19 protein-coding genes and 1 other RNA gene are annotated in these 21,544 nt (G+C 31.5%); 19 read left to right on the top strand and 1 reads right to left on the bottom strand.

The window, feature by feature from the left end:
• Positions 1 to 71 precede the first annotated feature (71 nt).
• The 13 genes from hprK to G319_RS0101390 all read left to right on the top strand — a co-directional run bounded on the left by hprK (position 72) and on the right by G319_RS0101390 (position 12,753).
• A complete protein-coding gene (hprK, locus tag G319_RS0101450) occupies positions 72 to 1,013 on the top strand; it encodes an HPr(Ser) kinase/phosphatase (protein ID WP_026389362.1) in 942 nt (313 codons plus the stop codon).
• Complete coding sequence (locus G319_RS0101445; RefSeq protein WP_026389361.1) at positions 1,006 to 2,592, top strand: prolipoprotein diacylglyceryl transferase; 1,587 nt, start codon at positions 1,006 to 1,008, stop codon at positions 2,590 to 2,592. The genes hprK and G319_RS0101445 overlap by 8 nt, the downstream gene beginning before the upstream one ends.
• Positions 2,576 to 3,517, top strand: a complete 942-nt coding sequence (locus G319_RS0101440) for an NAD(P)/FAD-dependent oxidoreductase (RefSeq protein WP_026389360.1) — start codon at positions 2,576 to 2,578, stop codon at positions 3,515 to 3,517. The genes G319_RS0101445 and G319_RS0101440 overlap by 17 nt, the downstream gene beginning before the upstream one ends.
• Positions 3,518 to 3,528: 11 nt before the next feature.
• Positions 3,529 to 5,016, top strand: a complete 1,488-nt coding sequence (locus G319_RS09095) for a prolipoprotein diacylglyceryl transferase family protein (RefSeq protein ID WP_051350849.1) — start codon at positions 3,529 to 3,531, stop codon at positions 5,014 to 5,016.
• Between the two features lie 15 nt (positions 5,017 to 5,031).
• Positions 5,032 to 5,964: a DNA-binding protein WhiA gene (whiA, locus tag G319_RS0101430; protein WP_026389359.1), complete on the top strand. Its 933-nt coding sequence runs from the start codon at positions 5,032 to 5,034 to the stop codon at positions 5,962 to 5,964.
• A gap of 11 nt (positions 5,965 to 5,975) precedes the next feature.
• On the top strand, positions 5,976 to 6,191 hold the full coding sequence (locus tag G319_RS0101425) for a helix-turn-helix domain-containing protein (protein ID WP_026389358.1): 216 nt from the start codon (positions 5,976 to 5,978) through the stop codon (positions 6,189 to 6,191).
• Between the two features lie 72 nt (positions 6,192 to 6,263).
• The gene (secG, locus tag G319_RS0101420; protein ID WP_035358769.1) at positions 6,264 to 6,557 is read left to right on the top strand and encodes a preprotein translocase subunit SecG; all 294 of its coding nucleotides are present in this window, start codon (positions 6,264 to 6,266) and stop codon (positions 6,555 to 6,557) included.
• Positions 6,558 to 6,589: 32 nt separating this feature from the next.
• The gene (gene rnr / locus G319_RS0101415) at positions 6,590 to 8,704 is read left to right on the top strand and encodes a ribonuclease R (protein WP_026389356.1); all 2,115 of its coding nucleotides are present in this window, start codon (positions 6,590 to 6,592) and stop codon (positions 8,702 to 8,704) included.
• A 14-nt stretch (positions 8,705 to 8,718) separates the two neighbouring features.
• Entirely contained in the window at positions 8,719 to 9,168 is a 450-nt protein-coding gene (gene smpB / locus G319_RS0101410) for an SsrA-binding protein SmpB (protein ID WP_026389355.1), read from the top strand.
• A gap of 8 nt (positions 9,169 to 9,176) precedes the next feature.
• Positions 9,177 to 9,710, top strand: coding sequence for a hypothetical protein (locus G319_RS09090; RefSeq protein ID WP_026389354.1), 534 nt, complete (start codon positions 9,177 to 9,179; stop codon positions 9,708 to 9,710).
• 99 nt (positions 9,711 to 9,809) lie between these two features.
• Entirely contained in the window at positions 9,810 to 10,067 is a 258-nt protein-coding gene (locus G319_RS09085; protein WP_035358767.1) for a hypothetical protein, read from the top strand.
• 48 nt (positions 10,068 to 10,115) lie between these two features.
• A complete protein-coding gene (locus G319_RS04555) occupies positions 10,116 to 12,461 on the top strand; it encodes a PTS transporter subunit EIIC (RefSeq protein WP_280123362.1) in 2,346 nt (781 codons plus the stop codon).
• The gene (locus tag G319_RS0101390; RefSeq protein WP_026389353.1) at positions 12,409 to 12,753 is read left to right on the top strand and encodes a hypothetical protein; all 345 of its coding nucleotides are present in this window, start codon (positions 12,409 to 12,411) and stop codon (positions 12,751 to 12,753) included. The genes G319_RS04555 and G319_RS0101390 overlap by 53 nt, the downstream gene beginning before the upstream one ends.
• 89 nt (positions 12,754 to 12,842) lie before the next feature.
• On the opposite strand, the gene ssrA is transcribed toward G319_RS0101390, so the two are convergent.
• Positions 12,843 to 13,260, bottom strand: a transfer-messenger RNA (tmRNA) gene (gene ssrA, locus G319_RS04975).
• Between the two features lie 80 nt (positions 13,261 to 13,340).
• On the opposite strand from ssrA, the gene G319_RS09080 reads away from it, so the two are divergent.
• The 6 genes from G319_RS09080 to G319_RS09065 all read left to right on the top strand — a co-directional run bounded on the left by G319_RS09080 (position 13,341) and on the right by G319_RS09065 (position 21,295).
• On the top strand, positions 13,341 to 13,907 hold the full coding sequence (locus G319_RS09080) for a hypothetical protein (RefSeq protein WP_051350848.1): 567 nt from the start codon (positions 13,341 to 13,343) through the stop codon (positions 13,905 to 13,907).
• A gap of 65 nt (positions 13,908 to 13,972) precedes the next feature.
• A complete protein-coding gene (gene mgtE / locus G319_RS09075) occupies positions 13,973 to 15,379 on the top strand; it encodes a magnesium transporter (protein WP_026389352.1) in 1,407 nt (468 codons plus the stop codon).
• A gap of 9 nt (positions 15,380 to 15,388) precedes the next feature.
• Positions 15,389 to 16,051 (top strand): tRNA (guanosine(46)-N7)-methyltransferase TrmB, encoded by a 663-nt coding sequence (trmB, locus tag G319_RS0101375; protein ID WP_026389351.1) that lies wholly within the window; start codon positions 15,389 to 15,391, stop codon positions 16,049 to 16,051.
• Positions 16,052 to 16,477: 426 nt separating this feature from the next.
• A complete protein-coding gene (locus tag G319_RS09070; protein ID WP_026389350.1) occupies positions 16,478 to 18,505 on the top strand; it encodes a lipoprotein in 2,028 nt (675 codons plus the stop codon).
• A gap of 23 nt (positions 18,506 to 18,528) precedes the next feature.
• Positions 18,529 to 20,373, top strand: a complete 1,845-nt coding sequence (locus tag G319_RS0101365) for an ATP-binding cassette domain-containing protein (RefSeq protein WP_026389349.1) — start codon at positions 18,529 to 18,531, stop codon at positions 20,371 to 20,373.
• A gap of 73 nt (positions 20,374 to 20,446) precedes the next feature.
• Positions 20,447 to 21,295, top strand: coding sequence for a carbohydrate ABC transporter permease (locus tag G319_RS09065; protein WP_156902652.1), 849 nt, complete (start codon positions 20,447 to 20,449; stop codon positions 21,293 to 21,295).
• Positions 21,296 to 21,544 lie beyond the last annotated feature (249 nt).

The following is a 21,544-nucleotide window of genomic DNA, read 5'->3' as shown; positions in this document are numbered from 1 at the left end:
CAATTATGGAAGCAAATATTCATTAAATAAAATTTATATAGTAAAATTAAAATAATATCAGGAGGTCTTTTATGGGAAAGATAGCAATAAAAAATCTAGTTGATAATTTTGATTTCAAAGTTTTATCAGGTGAAAGCAAAATTAATAACAAGATTCACGTATATGGACTAAACCGTGCTGGTTTAGAATTGACTGGATTTTATGGCAAAAAGGGAACTGGACATAAACGTGCTATTTTGATGTCATCAAAAGAAAACCAATATATGTCTCAATTTGATGATGCTACTAAAAGAGCTAAATATAATGATTTATTAACATCTGGTGCTCCTTTAGTTATTGTTACTCAAAAATTTGATGATCAAATTTTAGTTGATGTAGCAAACGAACTGGATTTTCCACTTTTAAGTATTGACTATCCATCAACTAGTGAACTTACACAACGCATCTTAGACCTATATGATGATTATTTTGCACCAAGTGAAGAAGTTCACGGATCTCTTGTAAATATTTTTGGTAAGGGGATTATGGTAATTGGACAATCAGGAATTGGTAAATCAGAGATTACTTTAGAGTTGGTTAAACACAACCACTTATTTGTTGGTGATGACAGAATCATTCTTACAAATAAAGGGAATAAAATCTTTGGTAAATCACACCCGATCTTAAAAAACTTAGTTGAAGTTAGAGGGATTGGTATTATTGATGTTTCTAAAACAAATGGTTACCAAATTATTATGGATGAAACACCATTGGATATGGTTATTGAATTATTCAAATTCGGTACAAATGGAGTTGATGATTCAGAACGTATCGGAAGAGAACCAGCTTTAAAAAATGTTCTTGGAGTAAATGTACCTCACATGAAAATTCCTGTTTCATCTGGACGTAATATTTCAAACATTATCGAATCAGCTGTAGCTCAATTAAAAATTAACCAAAGTGATGACAAAGTTGACATCATTGAATTAATGAATCAAAGAATTATGAAAACTAATGAGGAAGCAAATGATTAATATGTTTGCCCAAGCACCAGACTTTTCTTTCTTGGATTGATTAGGACAGGGAAATGATCCAACTGCGGCGAGAAATTTATTTGGTGTCATACCAGCATACCCAGTGTTTATGTTCACTGGGATTTTGTTAGTTATAATAGCATCTATCATTCAATTTAAATTACGTAAGATGCCATTAAAAGAACTTGAATTAGGGATCATGATTGTTGTTCCTTTAGGTGTTATTGGTGCATCTATTTTTGGTAAGGTTTTTATCCCATACTATCAACAAGGTAATAATTGATATAAGGTATTTTTCTTTTGAGAGCCAGGAATGTCATTGTTTGGTTCACTAGCGCTTGGAATTGCTGCTGGTTTTGTGTGGTTTTACAAAAGAAGTAAGATTACTTTAATTTCTGTATGAGTTTATGCTGATTGCATCATACCAAACATCTTACTAGGACAAATGATGGGTCGTTGAGGTAACTTCTTTAACCATGAGTTAATGGGTGCTGCCAATTTAACATATGAAGACTTGTCTTGGTTGCCTAACGCAATCAGAGATAAAATGTTCTTATTCCCTGATTTATCAGGTTTCAGTTATGTAATGGACCACCCAACTGACTGATTTAATTTAGAGGCTCTTGCAAGTCACATGGGTGATATCTCTGAGCTTGATGGAAGAACGTTGTCAGAAGTAATCGAATCTCCATTAATGTATCATTCACCATTATTCTTATTCGAATCAATTGGTAACTTATTGCTATGATTGTTAATAACATTTGGAGTTGCAAATATTGGAAGAGTGTTTTCCAAACCAAAACCTTGAGATTTAGAACCAAAAGCTTATCCAGGTTGATACAACAAACAACACAAATCTCTATCAGAGGGTGAAATCATTTGAAAAGACACACTTGCTCCTATAAAATATAAACAAGTTCGAATAACAACCGATAATGGAGAAATTATCGAACTTAAATTATCATTCTTTAGAGCATGAAATAAAGCTTATTATTGATATGAACCAAACTCATTAGAAGTATTGAAATTTGAAAAAGAATATGAAGAGAGATCAGCACGTAATTACCAAGGTGAACAAAGACTAAAAACTTTAAAACCCAGCCTAGAAAAAGCCATAAAGAAAATTGAAAAAGAATACTCCAACAAGCTAAGTAGAGTTGCTAAAAACTCAAATAAATATAAAGAGTTAGTAGCAATGAAGAAACAAGATATTTCTACTCAAAAAGACCTTATGAATACACGTAAAGACGAAATCTATTCAACTATTGGAAAATGATCAAGAAGATTTAATATAAATCCTGATGCAAGAGAGATTGAAAAATTACACAACCCAAACGGTCATTTAATTATTAGAACTGGTGTTACAACTGGAGCTTATATATTTGGTTACATGTTATTAAGAATTATTTTAGAGACTATGAGAAGACCACAAGACTTATTTATGCAAAACTTACCAATACCAAACTTTATAGTATTAGCATTATTGCTAATTACTGGATTAGTTATTATTGGAGTTACACAATTTGTCTCACCATATAAATGAAGGGAATTAGGGTGATTATATGAAAAATCATATTAATGAAGAAATGTTAGATGTTTTAATTATCGGAGGAGGTCCTGCGGGGCTTACTTCAGCTATTTATACATCAAGAGCTGGACTTAACACAATGATCATTGAAAAAGAAGCTCCAGGTGGAAAAATGGTTAAAACAGATATCGTTGAAAACTATCCTGGTTTTGAAACTATCTTAGGACCAGAATTAGCAATGAAAATGTATATGCAAGCAACTCAACTTGGAACTAAGTTTGAATACAATGAAGTTGTTCATGTTAAAAACTTGGAAGATGGAACTTTTGAAATCCATTTAGCAAATGAAGAAAAGAAATTTGCAAAAACTGTTATCTTAGCAACTGGAACTAAAGAAAATGAATTAGGAATTCCAGGAGAGCAAGAACTATACGGGAAAGGTGTAAGTTACTGTGCTGTTTGTGATGGTGCATTCCACAAAGGAAAAGCCGTTGCTGTTGTTGGTGGGGGATACTCTGCAATCACTGAAGGAACATATTTAAAAAAATTTGTTGATAAATTATATGTAATTGTTAGAAAAGACCACTTTAGAGCTGATAACTGAAATGTTGAAAACCTAGCCAAAATGGATGGTGTTGAATACATCATGGAATCAGTTGTTGAAAGTGTTAATGGAACAGATAAAGTGGAATCAATTACTGTTAAATCACTTGTAACAAACGAAACGAGAGAATTGGAAGTAACTGCAATCTTCCCATATATTGGAGCAACACCAATTACACAATTTGTATCTAACTTAGATATTGCAAATGATACAGGATATGTTGATGCTTCACCTAAAATGGAAACAACTATTAAAGGATTGTTTGTAGCTGGAGATGTTAGAAACGTACCTCTACGCCAAATTGCAATCGCAACTGGGGATGGAGCAATGGCTGGTCAAATGGCTGTTGAATATTTACAAAACCTTAGATAAAAGGAGGCAACATGAGATTAAAAACTGATATTAAGTGAAAGCAATGATTGATATTCGCTCTTATTGGGTTAATTTCGGTGTTGCCTTTACTTGCGTTAATTGGACTTAAAACTCTGAATGTTGATTGGGAAGAATGAGAAGGCAATTGGCAAATGGTTCAATATGGAGATATAAAAGCCGATTATGGTGCATTCCACTTATACGCTTTCACCATGACTATGGGTATGGCGGCATCAATTGGATATAGCGCCTATAAGTTTTGAAGAAGGGGAATACCTATTTATGAATTAGCATGAGGAGTAATGGTGGTTATTCCAACTGCATTATTTGGTGCTTCGATATTTGGAAAACTAAATGCTGATGGCGCTGGTGAAAATGCTGGTGGTGTTGGATTCTGAGGATTATTTGCTTTCTGAAAAGCTGGTATGGCTATTCATGGCGGGGTTTATGTTGGGACCTTCTTCGGAATTATCACTTTCTTCTTTTTAGGAAGAAAACCAAAAGACTCTGCATGAGCTTATGCTGATGCAATTTTACCAAACGTTCTTCTTGGACAAGTTATTGGTCGTTGAGGTAACTTCTTCAATCACGAAGTAATGGGAGCCCCGGTTAAGGTAGTGGCTCAAGGGGTTTCTGTAAATAATATTGATTGATCAGTTGTAGAATCATCAGGTATTCATCTACCAGATTGAATTCTACGTAATACTATGGCTGTAGCTAATAGCGAAACAACTATAAACGGAGTTACTTATAACCAAGGTGATTTAGTTCAAATGTCTCCAATTTTCTTCTATGAATCTATGGGACTATTATTGGGTTGAGTGTTGATCACTTTTGTTCTTCCGAATATTGGAAAATGATTTGGTAAAAAACCCTGAAAAGTTGAACCAAATAAATACTCACTTGATTGAGGATTTACATTTAAACAATTCTTTATGCCTTGAATAAAATCAAGTACTAAAATGTCATGAAGAGATGCATGAGATAAAGCTTACGTTAGGCATGAAGACTTAGAAGCAAAAGAGCAACACATCAAAAAGGCTGCATTGATTGCTAAATCAAATGACAGTTATCTCGTTAAAAGATGAAAAACTGGTAAGTCAATGAATCTTGCAAATAACCCAAAAGGATACACAACTACAAAAGCTGGAGTTGAGGCTTTTGCATTCTTCTTTGTTTGAAACTTTGTTAGGTTTATATTGGAATTGGAAAGACCAAATGATCACTTATTTATAATGTTCAATAAGCCATTATCACTTATTTTAATTGGTGGTACTGCGATGATCGGGGTTATTGGAATGCTATTATCACAATTTGTGATTCCAAACTTAGTTCGTGAACCTGGATACATGTATGAAAAAGATTACTTTGCATTAGTTAAGGTTTCAAAAACGGATAAACCATCAAACATTAAAAATAATAAAGCAGATGTTAAATTGCAAAAACGTTTAGCAAAAGAAGAAAAAGCTAGACAAAAATTAGAGCGATTAGAAAATTAGGAAAGAGGTGAAATTATGTCATTTGCATTAGAGGTAAAAGAAGAAATAATTTCACATACTTTCTCTCATGACCAAAAAGAAGCTTTGTTATCGGGATTTATCAAATACAATGCCGATATTGTTTATTCTTTAAACTATGAGAAATTAAAATTAGTAACAATTAGTAACAAAATAGCGAGAACGCTATTTTCGTTTTGTAAAGAATTCTTCGATGGAGAAATTCAAGTATCTATTATCCAATCACAAGTTTTAAAAAAGCAAAAAACTTTCCAAATTACTTTGATTGGTAACGTTACTCAATTCTTACAAAAATTAAATATCTATGATCAAAATAATGTTAAAATTATTCAAATCAGAGAAGATTGATTGAAAGATTCGGCTTTGGTTAGGGCTTACATTGCGGGTGTATTTATTGCCACTGGTTCTGTTAACTCTCCCGAAACTACAAACTACCATTTAGAAGTCCAATTCAAAGAACAAGAATCGGCCGACTACTTTTTAGAACTAACAAATAAATTTGGTTTTGAATTCAAAATATTAGAACGAAACAATACAAGATTTGTTTGTTATGTAAAGAAATCATTAATGGTATCTGATTTTATTAAATTGATTGATGCTTCACAAGCGGTTATGGCTTTCGAAAACCAAAGAATATCAAGAGATGTTTTTAATAACATTAACCGAATAAATAATATTGATATTTCAAACCAAACCAAAGCATTGGTAGCTGCTGAAAAACAGATTAAAGAGATTGAACGCATAAGAAATAAGAAAATGTTTAATCAATTGTCAGAAAAAGCGCAAAAATTGGCTAAAATTAGATTAGACAACCCTGAAGCTTCATTTTCAGAGTTAGAATATATAATGAATGAAGAAGGATATAAAATTACCAAGTCTGGGGTAAGTAATCTGTTCAAGTCAATCAGAAAATTAAGTGAAGAAATATAAAAGGGGAAACTATGGAAAAATACGATATCATTGAACTTTTAAGTAAGAATATGAAGAAACTTAGAACTAAAGCTGATATTACTCAAGAAGAGTTAAGTTTTAGATCTGGACTACATAGAAACTATATTTCTGATTCTGAAAGAGGACGTAGAAATGTTTCTCTTAAAGCTATTCAAAAAATTGCTGAAGGCTTAGATGTTGAAATTGAAGATTTATTTAAAAAATAGTAATAAATGAGCCTAGCTCATTTTTATTTACTCAAAATTAAAGTATTATATATAAGATGAAGGGGCTGCGATATGTTAAATACTTTTATTAATTTATTTGCTACTAGTTCAACAGCGAAATCTGTTATTTTAGCATTTGAAATTTTAGCTATGGTTGTATCAATAATAATGATTATCATAGGACTACTACAGAACAAAAAATCACAAACAGGACTTAGTGCGTTAAATGGGGGAAATGAGGAATTATTCTCAAACTCTAAAGAACGTGGAATGGATAAAATTTTATCTATTTGAATGTTAAGTTTAGGAATTGTATTTTTTGTTATTACTCTAGTAGTATGTATTTTAACTAACACTATTCTGTAATAGTGTTTTTTATATCAGACAGAGGAGAGAATATGGAAATTAAAGTTATTAAGTTATTAAAGAATAATGGGGGAATGCTTTCGTTCAACGAATTAGCGGCAGTTCTAGATGTGAAAGATCATTTAGATTTTTTAGATATGCTAAGAACTCTTGAAGCAGAGCACCATATCTCAATCTCACAAAATAATAATATTTATTTATTAAATGAAAGTAAGTACCACCACGGTATCTTGAAATTGAATGCTAAAGGATTTGGTTTTGTATCAGACTTGGAAGATGATGAACATGATGATTACTTTGTACCACCAGTTAGTTTAAATGGTACATTCACATCAGATGAAGTTGTTTATGTTATTAAGACTGAAGCGGATGGAAGAATTAGAGCCGAAATCGTTGAATTAATCAAACGTGAAAAAACTTCTGTAATTGGTGAAATTACAAGATCACGTGATGGTAAATTTTTGGACTTCATTCCAATGGATCAATCATTTTCTAACTTCAGGGTTATCATGGTTAATAAAAATGATTTAGATTTAAAAGATAATCTTTTAGTTAAGGCTAAAATTCTTGAATTGAAAGATCGTAAGCTATTCGTAAGAGTTAAAAAGATTATTGGTGATGCTTCAAAGGCTTCGGATAGAATTATGTCTATTGCTGAAGAATTTGATATCAGAACTGAATTCATGACTAAGACTATTAGAAATGCAGAAGAAGTTAACATTCCATTAAAAGATCAACCAGATTTAATCAAATCTCGTATGAAAGAATCTTTAATGGACAAAATGATCGTAACTATCGATGGGGCTGATTCAAAAGACTTGGATGATGCTATTGGTGTTGAAAAACTTGATAATGGACACTATAAATTGACAGTTGCTATTGCAGATGTTTCTCATTATGTACAACCAAAATCAGCTTTAGATAATGAAGCATTAATTAGAGGAAACTCAACTTACTTGGCAAACAAAGTAATTCCAATGTTACCAAAAATTCTTTCTGATGATTTATGTTCGTTAAATCCGGGAACTGAAAAATTAGCGTTAGCTTGTGAAATGGAATTCAATGAACAAGGACACATGTTGAGTAAATGTGTTTTTGAAACAATCATTTTTTCAAAAGCTCGTTTAACTTATAGCGAAGTAAATGATTTCTTTGCTGATGGAACTTGAACAAAAGGTCAAGATGTTGCTGATATGATTACAATTGCTAGAGAACTACACAAATTAATTGATGCAGTTAAGGAAAAGCGTGGAACAATCAACTTTGGTGTTCGTGAAGCTAAAATTGTGATGGATGCTGAATCAAATGTTATTGGAATTAAAGCTCGTGAAACTGGAGAATCTGAAAAACTTATCGAAAACTTCATGGTATCAGCAAACGAAGCTGTTGCTGAATTAGTATTTGATAGAGACTTACCTTATGTTTACCGTAATCATGGTAAACCCGAAGAAGAAGATTTAATCACATGATACTCATTGTTGAAATCATTTGGAATTGATCCAAAATTAACAAACAAAGAAATGACAGACCCATTAAATATTAATAAAGCGTTAAAACAAATTGATGAACAAACAAAAGATCCGATTGAAAGAGAATTATTAAACTTATCATTGTTGCGTTACATGGATAAAGCTAAATATGGAATTGAAAACATTGGACACTTTGGTTTAGCGTCAAAATGCTATACACACTTTACATCACCGATTCGTCGTTACTCAGACTTAATGGTTCACAGGTATTTAAAACAATACATTTTAAATAAAGATACTAGAGACTTTATGTTAGAAAAAAACGCAGCGTTTATTGAAAGAGCTACTGGAATTATCAATGATACCGAAGTTGCATCAGTTAGCTGTGAGCGTGAAGTAAATAAAGCATGTATGGTTGAATATATGGCTGATAAAGTTGGTCAAATTTATGAAGGAACAATTTCTATTGCTTTAAAATTTGGAATCTTTGTTCAATTGGATAATATGGTTGAAGGGTTGGTTCACATTACTAACTTAGAAGATGGAATTTCATATGATGAAGTTAAACAAGTATTAATTAAAAAGGACAACACATTCTACAGAATGGGTCAAAAAGTAAAAATCCAAGTAATTGGTGCAGATATTAAAAAACGTACAATCGACTTTAAACTAGTTTAATCAAGGAGGGTTTTATGGGCGAACATGTAATAACATCTAATAAAAAAGCGTTCTATAACTATGAAATCCTGGAAAAATTCGAAGCAGGGATTGAATTGTCAGGACCTGAAATTAAATCCATTAGAGAAAAAGAAGTTTCAATTAATGAAGCATTCATATTAATAAGAAAAGGCGAAGCCTTTGCTATTAATATGAATATTAAAAAATATGAGTTTGCTAATAATGTTAAGGGTATTGATCCTACAAGAACTCGTAAGTTACTTTTACATAAAAAAGAAATTAAAAAGATGCTAAAGAGAATTCAATTAGAAAGATTAACTTTAGTACCACTGAGACTTTATTTAAAAGGGAATTATGCTAAATTAGAAATTGGTTTAGGTAAGGGTAAAAAGAACTACGACAAACGTGAAACTATTAAAGCGCGTGATGTCGAAAGAAAAACTTTAGCTAAGTATAAATACTAGGGGGATGTATGTTTTTTGCTGAAATGAATAATGCGCCTCATGTAGATTTGCCGGTCTGAGCTTGAGTATTGATCGGAATGTTTGCGATTGTCGGTATATTTGTAAGTGTTTGGGGTTTTGCAGGTGGTTTTAAAATATGATCAAAAGATAAACAAAAAAACACTAAAACGGATATTAATAAACTGCTGAAAAAATCATCTTATAAGTTTTCAGATTTAGATGCTTTACCAGCTGAAAAAATATATGCTACTTACGCCATTTTCTTTGGGAAAAGTTTTAATGATAAAGATTTCTTTATACCGATGTATATTTCTGAAACTAGTGATTTTAGTACAGAAATAAGACTGCATGCCAAAAAAATGGTTGAAAAAAATCCGGTAGGCATTTATTCGCAAATGATAGAATATATGAAAATAAAAGAAATGACTGCTGAAGACATCAAGTTTGTACTGATACAAGAAAGAGAAGAAAAATCCCACTTTGAGAGCGCTTCTCACTGAATATCGAAATACAATCTTGATAAACGTGGTTTTAACAAATAATATCTAAAAAAAGGGAAATCTTTCCCTTTTTTTATTGGTTTGGTATTGTTTATTATTGTTTGATTGTTGTATAATAGAACTTGGTTAGGGGAGATTAATATGTTTTTTACAACAACAACTGAAAATACCAACTTCGTAGTTGGATTATCAATATTGATTATTGGTTTAATTTTGGCATGTATTTTCTTTACATGACATTTTATGGCTAAGAAAAATAGTTCTAAACGTGGAGACTTCGCTAAAAAGAATAGAGAGTCAGAAGGGGTATGGGAATTTACGAAAAAGAATTTCCCTATATTTACTGCACTATTTTGTTTAGTGTTGGCGTTCACTGGACTTATGATGTTGATATCATAATAATCACTAACCCGAAATTATATAAATAAACTTTGAAAGGGGACTCTTATGACACAAACTGCCGTAAGAACAGAAAAAGCTGGTAAACCTGGTTTCTTTGCTGGATTGAAAAAATTCGGTGGATCAATTATGCCAACTCTTTCTAAATTAAGTAAAGCTTTCTTACTTCCGATTGCTTTACTTCCGATTGCCGGAGTATTCTTAGGTGTTGGGGCTGCTATTGCTGCTAATACAGACGCTCAATCATTTGCGTGATACTTAGGTACAGTTATGAATAAAATGGGAGACGTTGCCTTTGGTAACTTACCTATCTTATTCGCAATGTCAGTTGCTATGGCATATACAAAAGACGCTGGAGTTGCTGCATTAACAGCTCTAGTTGGATTCTTAGTTATGAATGCTATGCAAGCTGCTTTATTACACCCGATGTATGCTGCGGATGGAACAACAATTTTAACTGATGAAGCGGGAAACCAATTATCAGCATTGTTATGACATAAAAACATTGCATCAGGATTATTAACAAACAACTTAGGTGTTAATTCATTAAACACTGGGGTGTTTGCTGGTATCTTCGTTGGGGCAATTGCTGCTGGAATTTACAATAAATTCCACGCTACTCAATTACCATCAGCATTTAGTTTCTTCTCAGGAACTAAATTAGTACCAATTATTACTTTCTTTGCTGTTATTCCTTTATCATTTGCATTCATGATCTTATGACCATGAATCGGACAAGGATTAACATGATTTGGAACTACTTCAGGAAAAATCCCAGTTAAAGGGGTAGACTCTTTAGTATTCGAAATGATCGAAAGATCATTAGTACCGTTTGGATTACACCACGTATTCTATGCACCACTATGATGAACATCAGCTGGAGGATCAATTCAAGGAACTCTTAATGATGCTTTAACAACATTCCAAAACGGGGGAACTGTAAATGGTTTAACAGATGTTGAATTCATGGACAAAGTTAAGGATTTTGCAGGATCAGCATGAGCTCTTGGTGATATAACAGCAGTTCAATACTTAACTGAAATGATGAAAACTGGATTCTTAGGAACAACTGCAAACGAAATTAAAGTTTGAGGGGAATTCTTAGGAGCTCAAGGAGATCAAAACATGATGAACCGTTTAATTGCGGTTATCGACAACTCAAAAGGTATTAACTTTAGTACTTTTGAATACCTAGGACTAAACTTAGGACGTTTCCAATCAGGTAAATTCGGATTTATGTTATTCGGATTACCAATGGGAGCATTAGCTATGTGATTAAACGTACCAAAAGAAAACCGTAAATCAGTAATGGGAATTTACTTCTCAGCTGCCTTTACATCATTCTTAACAGGTATTACAGAACCAATTGAATATACATTCTTATTCTTAGCACCATGATTATTCTACGGAGTACACATGCCATTAGCTGCATTATCATTCGGAGCTGCTGGATTCTTAAATACACACGTTGCTATGACAGTTTCTGGAGGATTCATCGATTACGTAGTATTCGGATTAGTGCCATTCTTCGGACAAAACGCTATGTCAGCTAAATCAGTATTCGGTATTATCGGAGTTGCTGGAGTAATGGGAGGATTATACTTCGTAGTATTCTACTGCGCAGTTAAATTCGGAAACATTATGGTTCCAGGACGTGAAAGTGGAGAAGCTCAATTATTCACAAAAGATGACTATAAAGCATCAAAAGGACAAAACAGGGATGGTTCACCTTTGGAGGCACCAAAATCTGGAGCAAACCCTTACACAAAATCAACAAACGCTGCCGAAATTGCACGTTATGAAAAAGCTGCTAAAATTATTGAATTCTTAGGTGGAGAAGCTAACGTTGTTGACGTTGACTCATGTGCTTCACGTTTAAGATTAACTGTTGTTGATGGAACAAATGTTGATCTTGAAGGAATCAAATCACTTGGAGGTTCTACAGGAGCATTAGTTCGTGGAACAAACGTTCAAGTTGTTTATGGTGGAGAGCAAGAAGCTATTAAACCAAGAATGAAAGATATTTTAGAAGTTCAAAGAAGTGCTGAATTCAAAGCTGCCAATGCAGTAGTTGAAAACGCACCAGTTGCAGTAGCAACTGCTTCAAATGGAACAATTACATGTCCAAAATGTGGAGAAACTTTCTCTACAGAATTAGTTAATGAACACGCTGAAGCTAAAGTTGTAGCGACAGTTACTGCTAAACCAGTTGCTGCTAAAAAAACAACAGTGGCAGTTAAATCAGAAACTAAACCAGCAACAGCTAAAAAAGTTGAAGCTACAAAGGCTGCAGTTAAAACTGAAGTTGAAAAAACTCCAGTTAAAGCTGAAGCAAAAAAAGTTGAAGCAAAAAAAGAAGCTGCTAAACCAGCAACTAAAAAAAACTACAACTAAACCAGCAACTAAAAAAGAAGATGCAAAAGTAGTTGCTAAACCAGTAACTAAAAAAGCTCCTGTCAAAAAAGCGGCTAAATCTACAAAACCATTAACTGAAACTCAAAAAAGAGCTTTAATTGATGGTTCAGCTGATATTACTGAATCTCGTCAAGAGTTACAAAAAACAGCTACTGAAATTAGAACTGCTGCTAAAAAAGCAGGAATTAACTTCAAGGCTGATTCATTGAGAGAAATGACTAAAAAAGAAGTTTTAGATCACATCAAATCATTGAAAAAATCAATTAAATAGAAGCTAAACAAAAACACCTTAGGGTGTTTTTTTATGCATAATTTGAACATAAAAAAACTTAGCTAAAAGCCAAGTACTTATTTTCTTAATGGTGGAGATGGCGGGAATCGAACCCGCGTCCAAAATATATCACCAAGCAACTTCTACAGTTTAGTTATCTTTTCTAACTCGATAATGTTACTAAAAGTAACAAAAGTTAACAATACCGTTCATGATGGGATTTCGAATCTTAAGTATCATGATCATAAGTTTCTAGTAGACTAGGGTAATACGAATAGAATATGAAGCCCACTACATATCTATAAGTTGAGTGCTATTAACTTCTAAGAGTTAATTAAGCAAACGCGAAGTTTGCTCCAGCTGATGCATTGTTGATCATAAATGCTGGCATTTCAAAGTTTTCTTGTTTTTCGTTGTTTGCGTTTTATCAAACCTAGTAGAATTTATAGTCTTCCACACTACTGCCGTTGCAAGGCAAGCATATCCTGTCGAATCCAGGACATCCCCATACCTTTATTATAATCTTTTATTTAAATTATATAAAGAGTTTTAATTTGATAAAATAACTTAGAAGAATGAGGTAAAAAATGAAACAAATATATAACGCAGGAAGTATGTTCAACGAAGCGCAAGTTAACCAAAGAAAAATTGAAGGTGTTAATATGAGAGGAGAATTGACAGACTTTATAATCAAAAACCCAATTGATTTTGATACAAATCAATCAGTAACACCAACACCATTACAAATATGAGCAACAGATTATCAAGCTGTTACTGAATCTGAATATGTTATTTGTGAACTAGACAGTTTAGACCATGGAATGATCATGGAATTTGCGATTGCGATTGAGCAAGCTAAAACTACTCAATTAAATAAATTTGTAATCGCGGTAGTTTCTGACTTCAGATATTACCAAAAAGGATCAACTACGCAAATGGCTGAAATTGCCATTAATCACTTTGTTTATGGAGCGCTATTTGATGAACAATTAGTTGCTGATAACAGAGTTTATTTAGTGAAATCACACAATGCCGCGATCGAACTAATTAAATTAAGAGAAGAATATTTAAGAACTACCGATTCTAAAATTCTTGACCAAATGAACTTGATGAATCAAACTTTTATTTATGAAGACGGGTCAATGTTCAATTAATCTCAAAAAGCATCATGGATGCTTTTTATTTTGCTAAAATTATATTAATAATGAAAAGAGGATTTATGTTAGAAATTTCAGAATTAGAGCAGCAGCTAGTTGAAGCTGCTGAAACAAAAAATATTAAAGGGGTTCGTGATTTATCAAAAGAACATCAATATGTAGATTTTGCAGAAGCACTTGAACACACGGAAGAAAAAACTGTTTTAAAGATTTTTAGAATGTTAGAAACAGATGAAGCTGCAGAAATTTTTACATACTTAAGTTCAGAACACCAAGAATATATTATTGGATCATTTACATCACATGAGATTAAAGAAATTGTTGATGAATTATATACAGATGACATCATTGATGTAATTGATGAAATGCCAGCTGAAATTGTTAAAAAAGTTTTAAAAGCAACTACAAAAGAACAACGTGCAGAAATTAATAGTATTTTAAAATACGATGAAGAAACAGCTGGTGGAATTATGTCAGTTAACTTCACAGAGTTAGAAGATGCAGATACTGTCGAAATGGCTATTAAAAAAATTAGAAGACGTCATGAAGATTTTGATGAGATTGATGATTTATTCATCACAAATAGCAAAGATGAATTATTAGGGTGAATTGAAATTAAAGATTTAATTTTAAATAACCATAACAAAACAATGGGTGAAATTATGAACACTAAAATTGTTTCTGTTCCAAGTGATTTGGATCAAGAAGAAGTTGGGGTTGTTTTCAAACGTTATGACTTGAATACATTGCCTGTTGTTGACAAACAACATAAATTGGTGGGTATTATTACAGTAGATGATGTTATCGATGTTTTAGTTGAAGAAGCTACTGAAGATATTCAAAAATTTTCAGGAATTAATAATGCTGAATCTGATTATTTTGAAACAAGTGTTTTCAAAATGTTTAAATCACGTTCTATCTGATTAATTGCGATGTTAATTTTAGGAACTATTACACATATCTTGATGATAGCTTTCTTTGACTTATATCACGTAACAGATTATACAAATCAGCATGAACAAGTTTTAATGATGTTATTGCCAATGGTTTTAATTGTTGCCGGAATTGCTGGAAGTAGTGGAAACCAATCTGCGCTAATGATGGTTAGATCATTAACACTAAGACAAATTCATAAAAAAGAAATTAAAGAAATTATTCTTAAAGAATTTGTGACTTCAATTTTAATTGCAATTCCATTAATTGGATTTAACTTTTTAAGATTAATATTCATTTATTTAGTTCAATTCAATGGTGATTTATCAGGAAGTGAAATTTGAATCGCAATTGGTTCAAGTTCAATCGGACTATTATTGAGTATTGTATTTGCAAACATCATTGGATGTTTATTGCCATTAGCGGCAAAAGCGGTCAAATTAGACCCAACAGTGGCCTCATCACCTTTAATTACTACAGTTGTTGATATTGCGTCTGTAGCACTGTTTTTAGGTATGGGATTAGCCTTTTTATAGGAGAGAAATATGAGATTAAGAAACAAACCTTGAACTGACGATTTTTTAAATGAAAATGAAAAACATTTAATTAAGTTCGATGGTCAAACAAAACTAACATCTATGAATAGTTTTGGAAATGATAAGAAAATACATTTAGAAATCGGGTGTGGGAAAGGTAATTTTATTACGAACCACGCTTTACAAAACCAAGACATTAATTATATTGGTATGGAAAAAGAAAAAACTGTTGTTGGAGTTGCTTTGAAGAAATCACTTAATACATTTGGTGATGCTGAAATGACAAACTTAAAGTACCTAAATGACTTCGCTGAAGATTTAAGTGATATGTTTGAAGAAAATAGTATCGATCAGATCTATTTAAACTTCTCAGATCCATGACCAAAATCTCGTCATGCTAAAAAACGTTTAACTTACGTTAAGTTTTTAGATATTTATTCTAAGATTTTAAAAGAGGGTGGAGAAATTCACATGAAGACTGATAACGATGGATTATTTGCTTCAACTCTTGAACAACTAGATGAAACTGATAAATGAGAAACAATTGCTCAAACAACAGATTTATATGCAAATGAAGAAATGTTAAAAAACAATATTCCAACAGAATATGAAGCTAAATTCCATAATCTTGGAAAAAATATTAATAAGATTATTCTTAAAAATAAAAAGTAAGGTCAAACTTACTTTTTTATTTTGTCTTTAATGGCGTTTTGTTAAAAACGGAAAATATTGGAAAAAGTCTTTATTATTTTCTTTTATTTTTTGGAAATTCTATAGGCTTATAGGTATCGGTTTTTAATCTAAAATTTCCAAAATATTAATTTTCTAACTTTGTTTTATAAAAAATTTCAGTGGAAAATGTTCTATTTTTAAAGTCTTTATTTTTGAATTTTAAATGAGATAATTTCAATAACTTAATACCGGAAAACTTATATAGGGTAGCAAAATGGGCTACTGTTCCACCCCTTGCCAAAAATAGGGACTGTAAGTATTTGAATCAATGGAAGGGGGTTTTCAAGCATTGTGCTTTTGAACCCTCTTTTATTATGTGGAGTATGTGTTAACCGTTTAAGTTGCTAGAACTAAAAGGAGAATAAAATGAAAAAATTATTAACAATTTTAGGAGCTGTCACACTTACAACATCATCTGCTATGGCAGTTGTTGCTTGTTCGGATAAATCTGAAGAAGATGTTATTTTCATGTTGCCGGGTATAGTTGCTTCGCAAACTGGAAAGATAGCCAAAGCATATGAAGAAATGATTAATGACTTTAATGAAAGTAATGAATCTGACATTAAAGTTCAATATAGATGAAAAAAAGAAGACCCTGTAGCTCAAGATATTGCAGCTGGTAAAGCATTACCGGATTTATACGTTGCATATCCAGATTCAGTGTCTTCTATTTCTATGGGTGCTGCAAAAAATCAAATTAGAGATATGCAGGCCACAATTGGATATGAGGAAAAAGAGTTAAGAGAAAAATTTATTAGAGATTCATTCTATGAAGAAGGAATAATTAAAGATAAATTAGCTGTATTGCCAGCTGCTAAATCACTTGCTTTCACAACGGTTAATTTAAAATTGCTTATTGAAATGATAAGTAAAGTTGTTGAAGGAGGATTCGACAATCAAATTGTTAAAGACTTAATGACAAGTGTTGATGAGTATAACAGTAACCGTACTTTGGCGCTTCACGATGTACAACATAAAGTTGATGCTGAGGTGGGCAATCTTGGTAAAGAAAAACGAATAGTTACAATGGAAACAAGATTCAAAGACCCGGAATTTGGTAATAAAGGTGGACTAAAGCTTCAAACAGCCAAAACTGGTAAAATATTCACTAAAAATGCTAAAGCTACTGCTGAAACAAAAGAAATTTTTATAAGTAAAATTATTTCTAAACTCGAAGGAAATGTCAGTGTAGATAAAATCATCGAACTTTTAAAAGATAATGATAATTACTATATCTTGACAAAACTATATCAAGAACTACATAACTTTTCAAAAGATAGTAGCGGTAAAATTACTTATTCAGATATGGAAACAGAACAAATCCGTAAGATGGATAAATCATTTTCTGAAAGTTACGTATATGCTTTTGGTGTAGATGATTCCGCCAATAGGGTTTACATTCAAGCTTCGAAAGATTCTGGAATAACTAATCTTGATGCCACTAAAGACACTCACAAGGATTTCTTATATGAATTAAAAGATGTGAATTATGAACAAAGAACTGGAAAAGTTATCTTAAATTCTGGTGGTTCAGCTGGAACTACTATGAAATGATTTGATGAGATTGCTGAACTAGCTAAAACAAATAGGGATAACGAAAACGATCCAAGAGCAAAATGAAGAGGAGCTATATTACCTGGAAAGATTGAAAATGCATACTCAAGCAACTTTTTTAAACAAGGTACTATGTTTGCAAGTACTTCATCTTCAGCTGGTTCTTGATCAATGATTAATAATAATTCCAACCTTGCAATGCCTCAGGACATTGTAGCGATTTCCAATTCTACAAAATCTTCTAATGGAGAAGACTTTAAAGCGGACTACTTTGCTCAACAAGGTCCAGGTATTGCTGGATTTAATTCAACTGGTGCCAACAAAACTGGGAAAGAAAAAGTTGTTACAGCATTTTTACAATATATGCTATCAGAAAAAACACTTACTAAGTTTTCACTACAAAGTGGATATATCCCTTCTACAAAAGATGCTATGAATAGATATTCATACTATGTAAATGGAAGTTTTGACAATATGAGAACTGGTAAGTTTAATCCAGGTGCAACTCCGCCAAAAGATGCTGATACATATGAAAAAATTGCTGAAGCCCAATCTGATAAAACTTTCTCAAAAACTGACATTCTATTATGAGAACTTGTAGATAGATATTTAACAGATAACAAGAATACAATTTTGGTGTCTCATGTACCAAATCCATTCGGAAACATAGTGAGACAAGCAATTAGTAACTCTATTAGAACAGGAGTTGCAAATGGTAAATCAAGTGCTAATTTTATAAGTACATTAAGTGGCGAAAGAAACAACAATACGATCCTAGGACAATTGCACGCTAACATGCCTGGGGACTTACAAAAATTTACGATTGAAACGAAAAAATAGATAATGTCTATGAAAGGACGAGAATGAGTATAGAACTTAAAAACTTAACCATTGACTTTGGTAACTTTCTAGCGGTTAATGATTTAAATATTGATATAAAAACAGGAGAATTAATTTCGCTATTAGGACCATCGGGGTGTGGTAAAACAACTGCATTAAATGCAATTGCGGGTTTAATAAACACAACTTCAGGTCAAATAATATTTGATGGGATAGATGTAACACATAAACCTAGCCAAAAAAGAAATATTGGACTAGTATTCCAAAGTTATGCATTGTACACGCATATGACAGTATTTAAAAACATCGCTTACCCTTTATATCAAAGTAAAGAATTCTCAAGAAGATTGAAAATAGATAATAAAGAATTTTCGTCTATGATTAGAGAAATTAAATTATCAGAAGGATATACCAATATCCTTGAAGAACAATCAAAAATAAGAAATATGTTTAAAAAAATATCTGATGATATATTTGCTAGTTATGAAGATGGAGAAAAGTCATTTCTTAAAAAACATGAAGTAGAGATTAAAAAATATGTCAAAAAATTATTTTCTAATGATCAATCTATTTTGCTAAAAAATAAAATGATTACATATCTATTTGATAAGACTAGATATGCCTATGCTGAAGCATATCTTAAAGTGCTCAACTCATTTGTAAGTATCGAAAAAGATATAAAAGAAAATAAAGATTTAAATCCTCTGTTCAAAGATGCAGTAGATTTCTATATTGAATATTTAAATTATGAGATAAGTAATAAAAAATCTTATTTAAAGAATTTGGATAAAACAGGGAAAATAAGCAAGAAAAACATTTTAATTGAACAGAAAAGATATAATGGCGGTATTGATTTGGAGAGCAAAGCAACTATCAATATATTCGAATCTGAAGATAATAGAGTTAAGTATGAACAATATATCCAAAAAAGAACTCAGATAAATGAATCCTATTTATATACAATCGTGGCTAAGTATGAATTGGCCATCAAAAATTTTGTGGATAATATGATCAAAGAAGTAACAAAGGAAATTGGTGAAAAAGGTAAAAAGATTGAGACAAATAATCTCATTAAAGACTTAAAAAGAAAAATATTCACAAGAAAACAAAAAATCAAGAAGATGGTTTTTGAAACAGCACAGAAGGTGGAAATTGAAAATCAATTGAATAAAAAGCCTCACGAATTATCTGGTGGACAACAACAAAGGGTTGCGATTGCTAGAGCCATTGTTAAACAACCAAAAATTTTATTATTGGATGAACCATTGTCTAACTTAGATGCAAAATTAAGACTGACAACACGTGATTGAATTAAACGTTTCCAACAAAGGGTTGGCATTACAACTATTTTCGTAACTCATGATCAAGAAGAAGCTTTAAGTATTTCAGATCGTATATTTGTTATGGATAAGGGTATTCTTCAACAATATGGAAAACCAATGGAAATATATAACAAACCACAAAATACATTTGTGGCAAAGTTTATTGGAACTCCGAATATTAATTTCATCGAAAGTGAAATAAATGATGGTAAATTAAAACTTCCGTCTGGGACAAAACTTTCTTTAAAAACAAAAGCTAAAACTGATAAAGAAGTTTTGGTGGCGGTTCGCCCAGAACATCTGTCAAATATTAAAAATAAGGACTATGATACTTTTTTTGCTATTGGGAGAGTTTTACTAGTTGAACAACTTGGTAAATACAATCACGTAAAAATTAAAAGTAACACTGATAAAAAAATAGCTTTTCTAATAGAACCTAGTCTTATGAATTTTGATATTGGTGATGATATTAAAGTTTATGCTAAAAAGGAAAAAATATATTTATTTAATCAAGACAACTTAAGAATAGAGGTTGAATATGAATAAGAGTAAAGGTTTTCGACCAAGGGTGGATAATATAACCAAAAAGTTTAAACATAGTAAAGACAAACCAAAAAATATGGAAAAGGGAAAACATGATTTTATTAATCAGTTAATATGAATAACTCCTGGAATCTTTTTCATCTTTCTATTCACTTACTATGCGGTTTTCATCGTGTTTAGAAATGGTTTTAATGCCAATCAAATGTGAGAAGGTTTTGAACTTTCGCTTGGACAATTTAAGACACTATTCAATGACAGAGAATTCAAGATTTCTATTTTAAATTCGTTTGTATATGCAATATGTGCAGTACCTTTATCATTGTTAATAACATTATTAACAGGTAAACTTCTCTCTAATATTTTGAATAAAAGGGCTTTCTCTTTTCTTCAATCTGTTTTCTTCATGCCGTACATAACTTCATCAATAGCAGTGGCTATGGCATTCTCTATGATTTTCTCAAATTTCGATACATCTATTTTGAATCAAATATTGAGAAAGATTGGGCTATCTTCAGTTAACTGGAGAGATCCTAAATTCTCTAAAATGTTAATAGTAATTTATGGTACGTGAAGTATGCTACCCTTTAAAATTTTGATGTTCACAGCTGCCTTTATGAGAGTTAATACTAAACTTTATCATGCGGCAGCAATTGATGGAACTCCTAAGTGACAACAATTTTGAAAGATATCAATTCCACAAATTATGCCAATAATTATTTATATGATAACGACGGGAATAATTGGGGCATTTAAATTCATGCCATTTGGTTTATATCCTGACTATCCAACGGCCGTAAACTCAGAAGCCCAAACAATAGTCTTGAGACTGTTACCCCTTTTTGGAGCATTTAAAATAAAATTTGACTACAGCATAGTAATTAATTTAATTTTATCTAAAAAACTAAAAAAGTGTATGCAAAAATAAACTTTTTATTTCAAAAGTTTTTTCATTATTTAATTAAATAATTGAAAAATTTATATCTTTTTATACCAACTTATATAAAATGGTATAAATTTAGAATGTTTTTTGTCAGTATAGTTTTATGTTGCTTTTTTTATTTTTGTTATATCAAATCATTCAACCAATGACATCATTTATATAATCCTTCAAAGATTTATATTTTTTCTTATTAGAATGAATTGTAGCTTTTTTCATTAACGCGTGAAAACTTTC

Source organism: Tullyiplasma multilocale ATCC 49900 (genome assembly GCF_000483165.1).
Lineage (GTDB): Bacteria > Bacillota_I > Bacilli_A > Mycoplasmatales > Mycoplasmataceae > Tullyiplasma > Tullyiplasma multilocale.
This window is presented reverse-complemented; position numbering and strand designations above follow the sequence as displayed.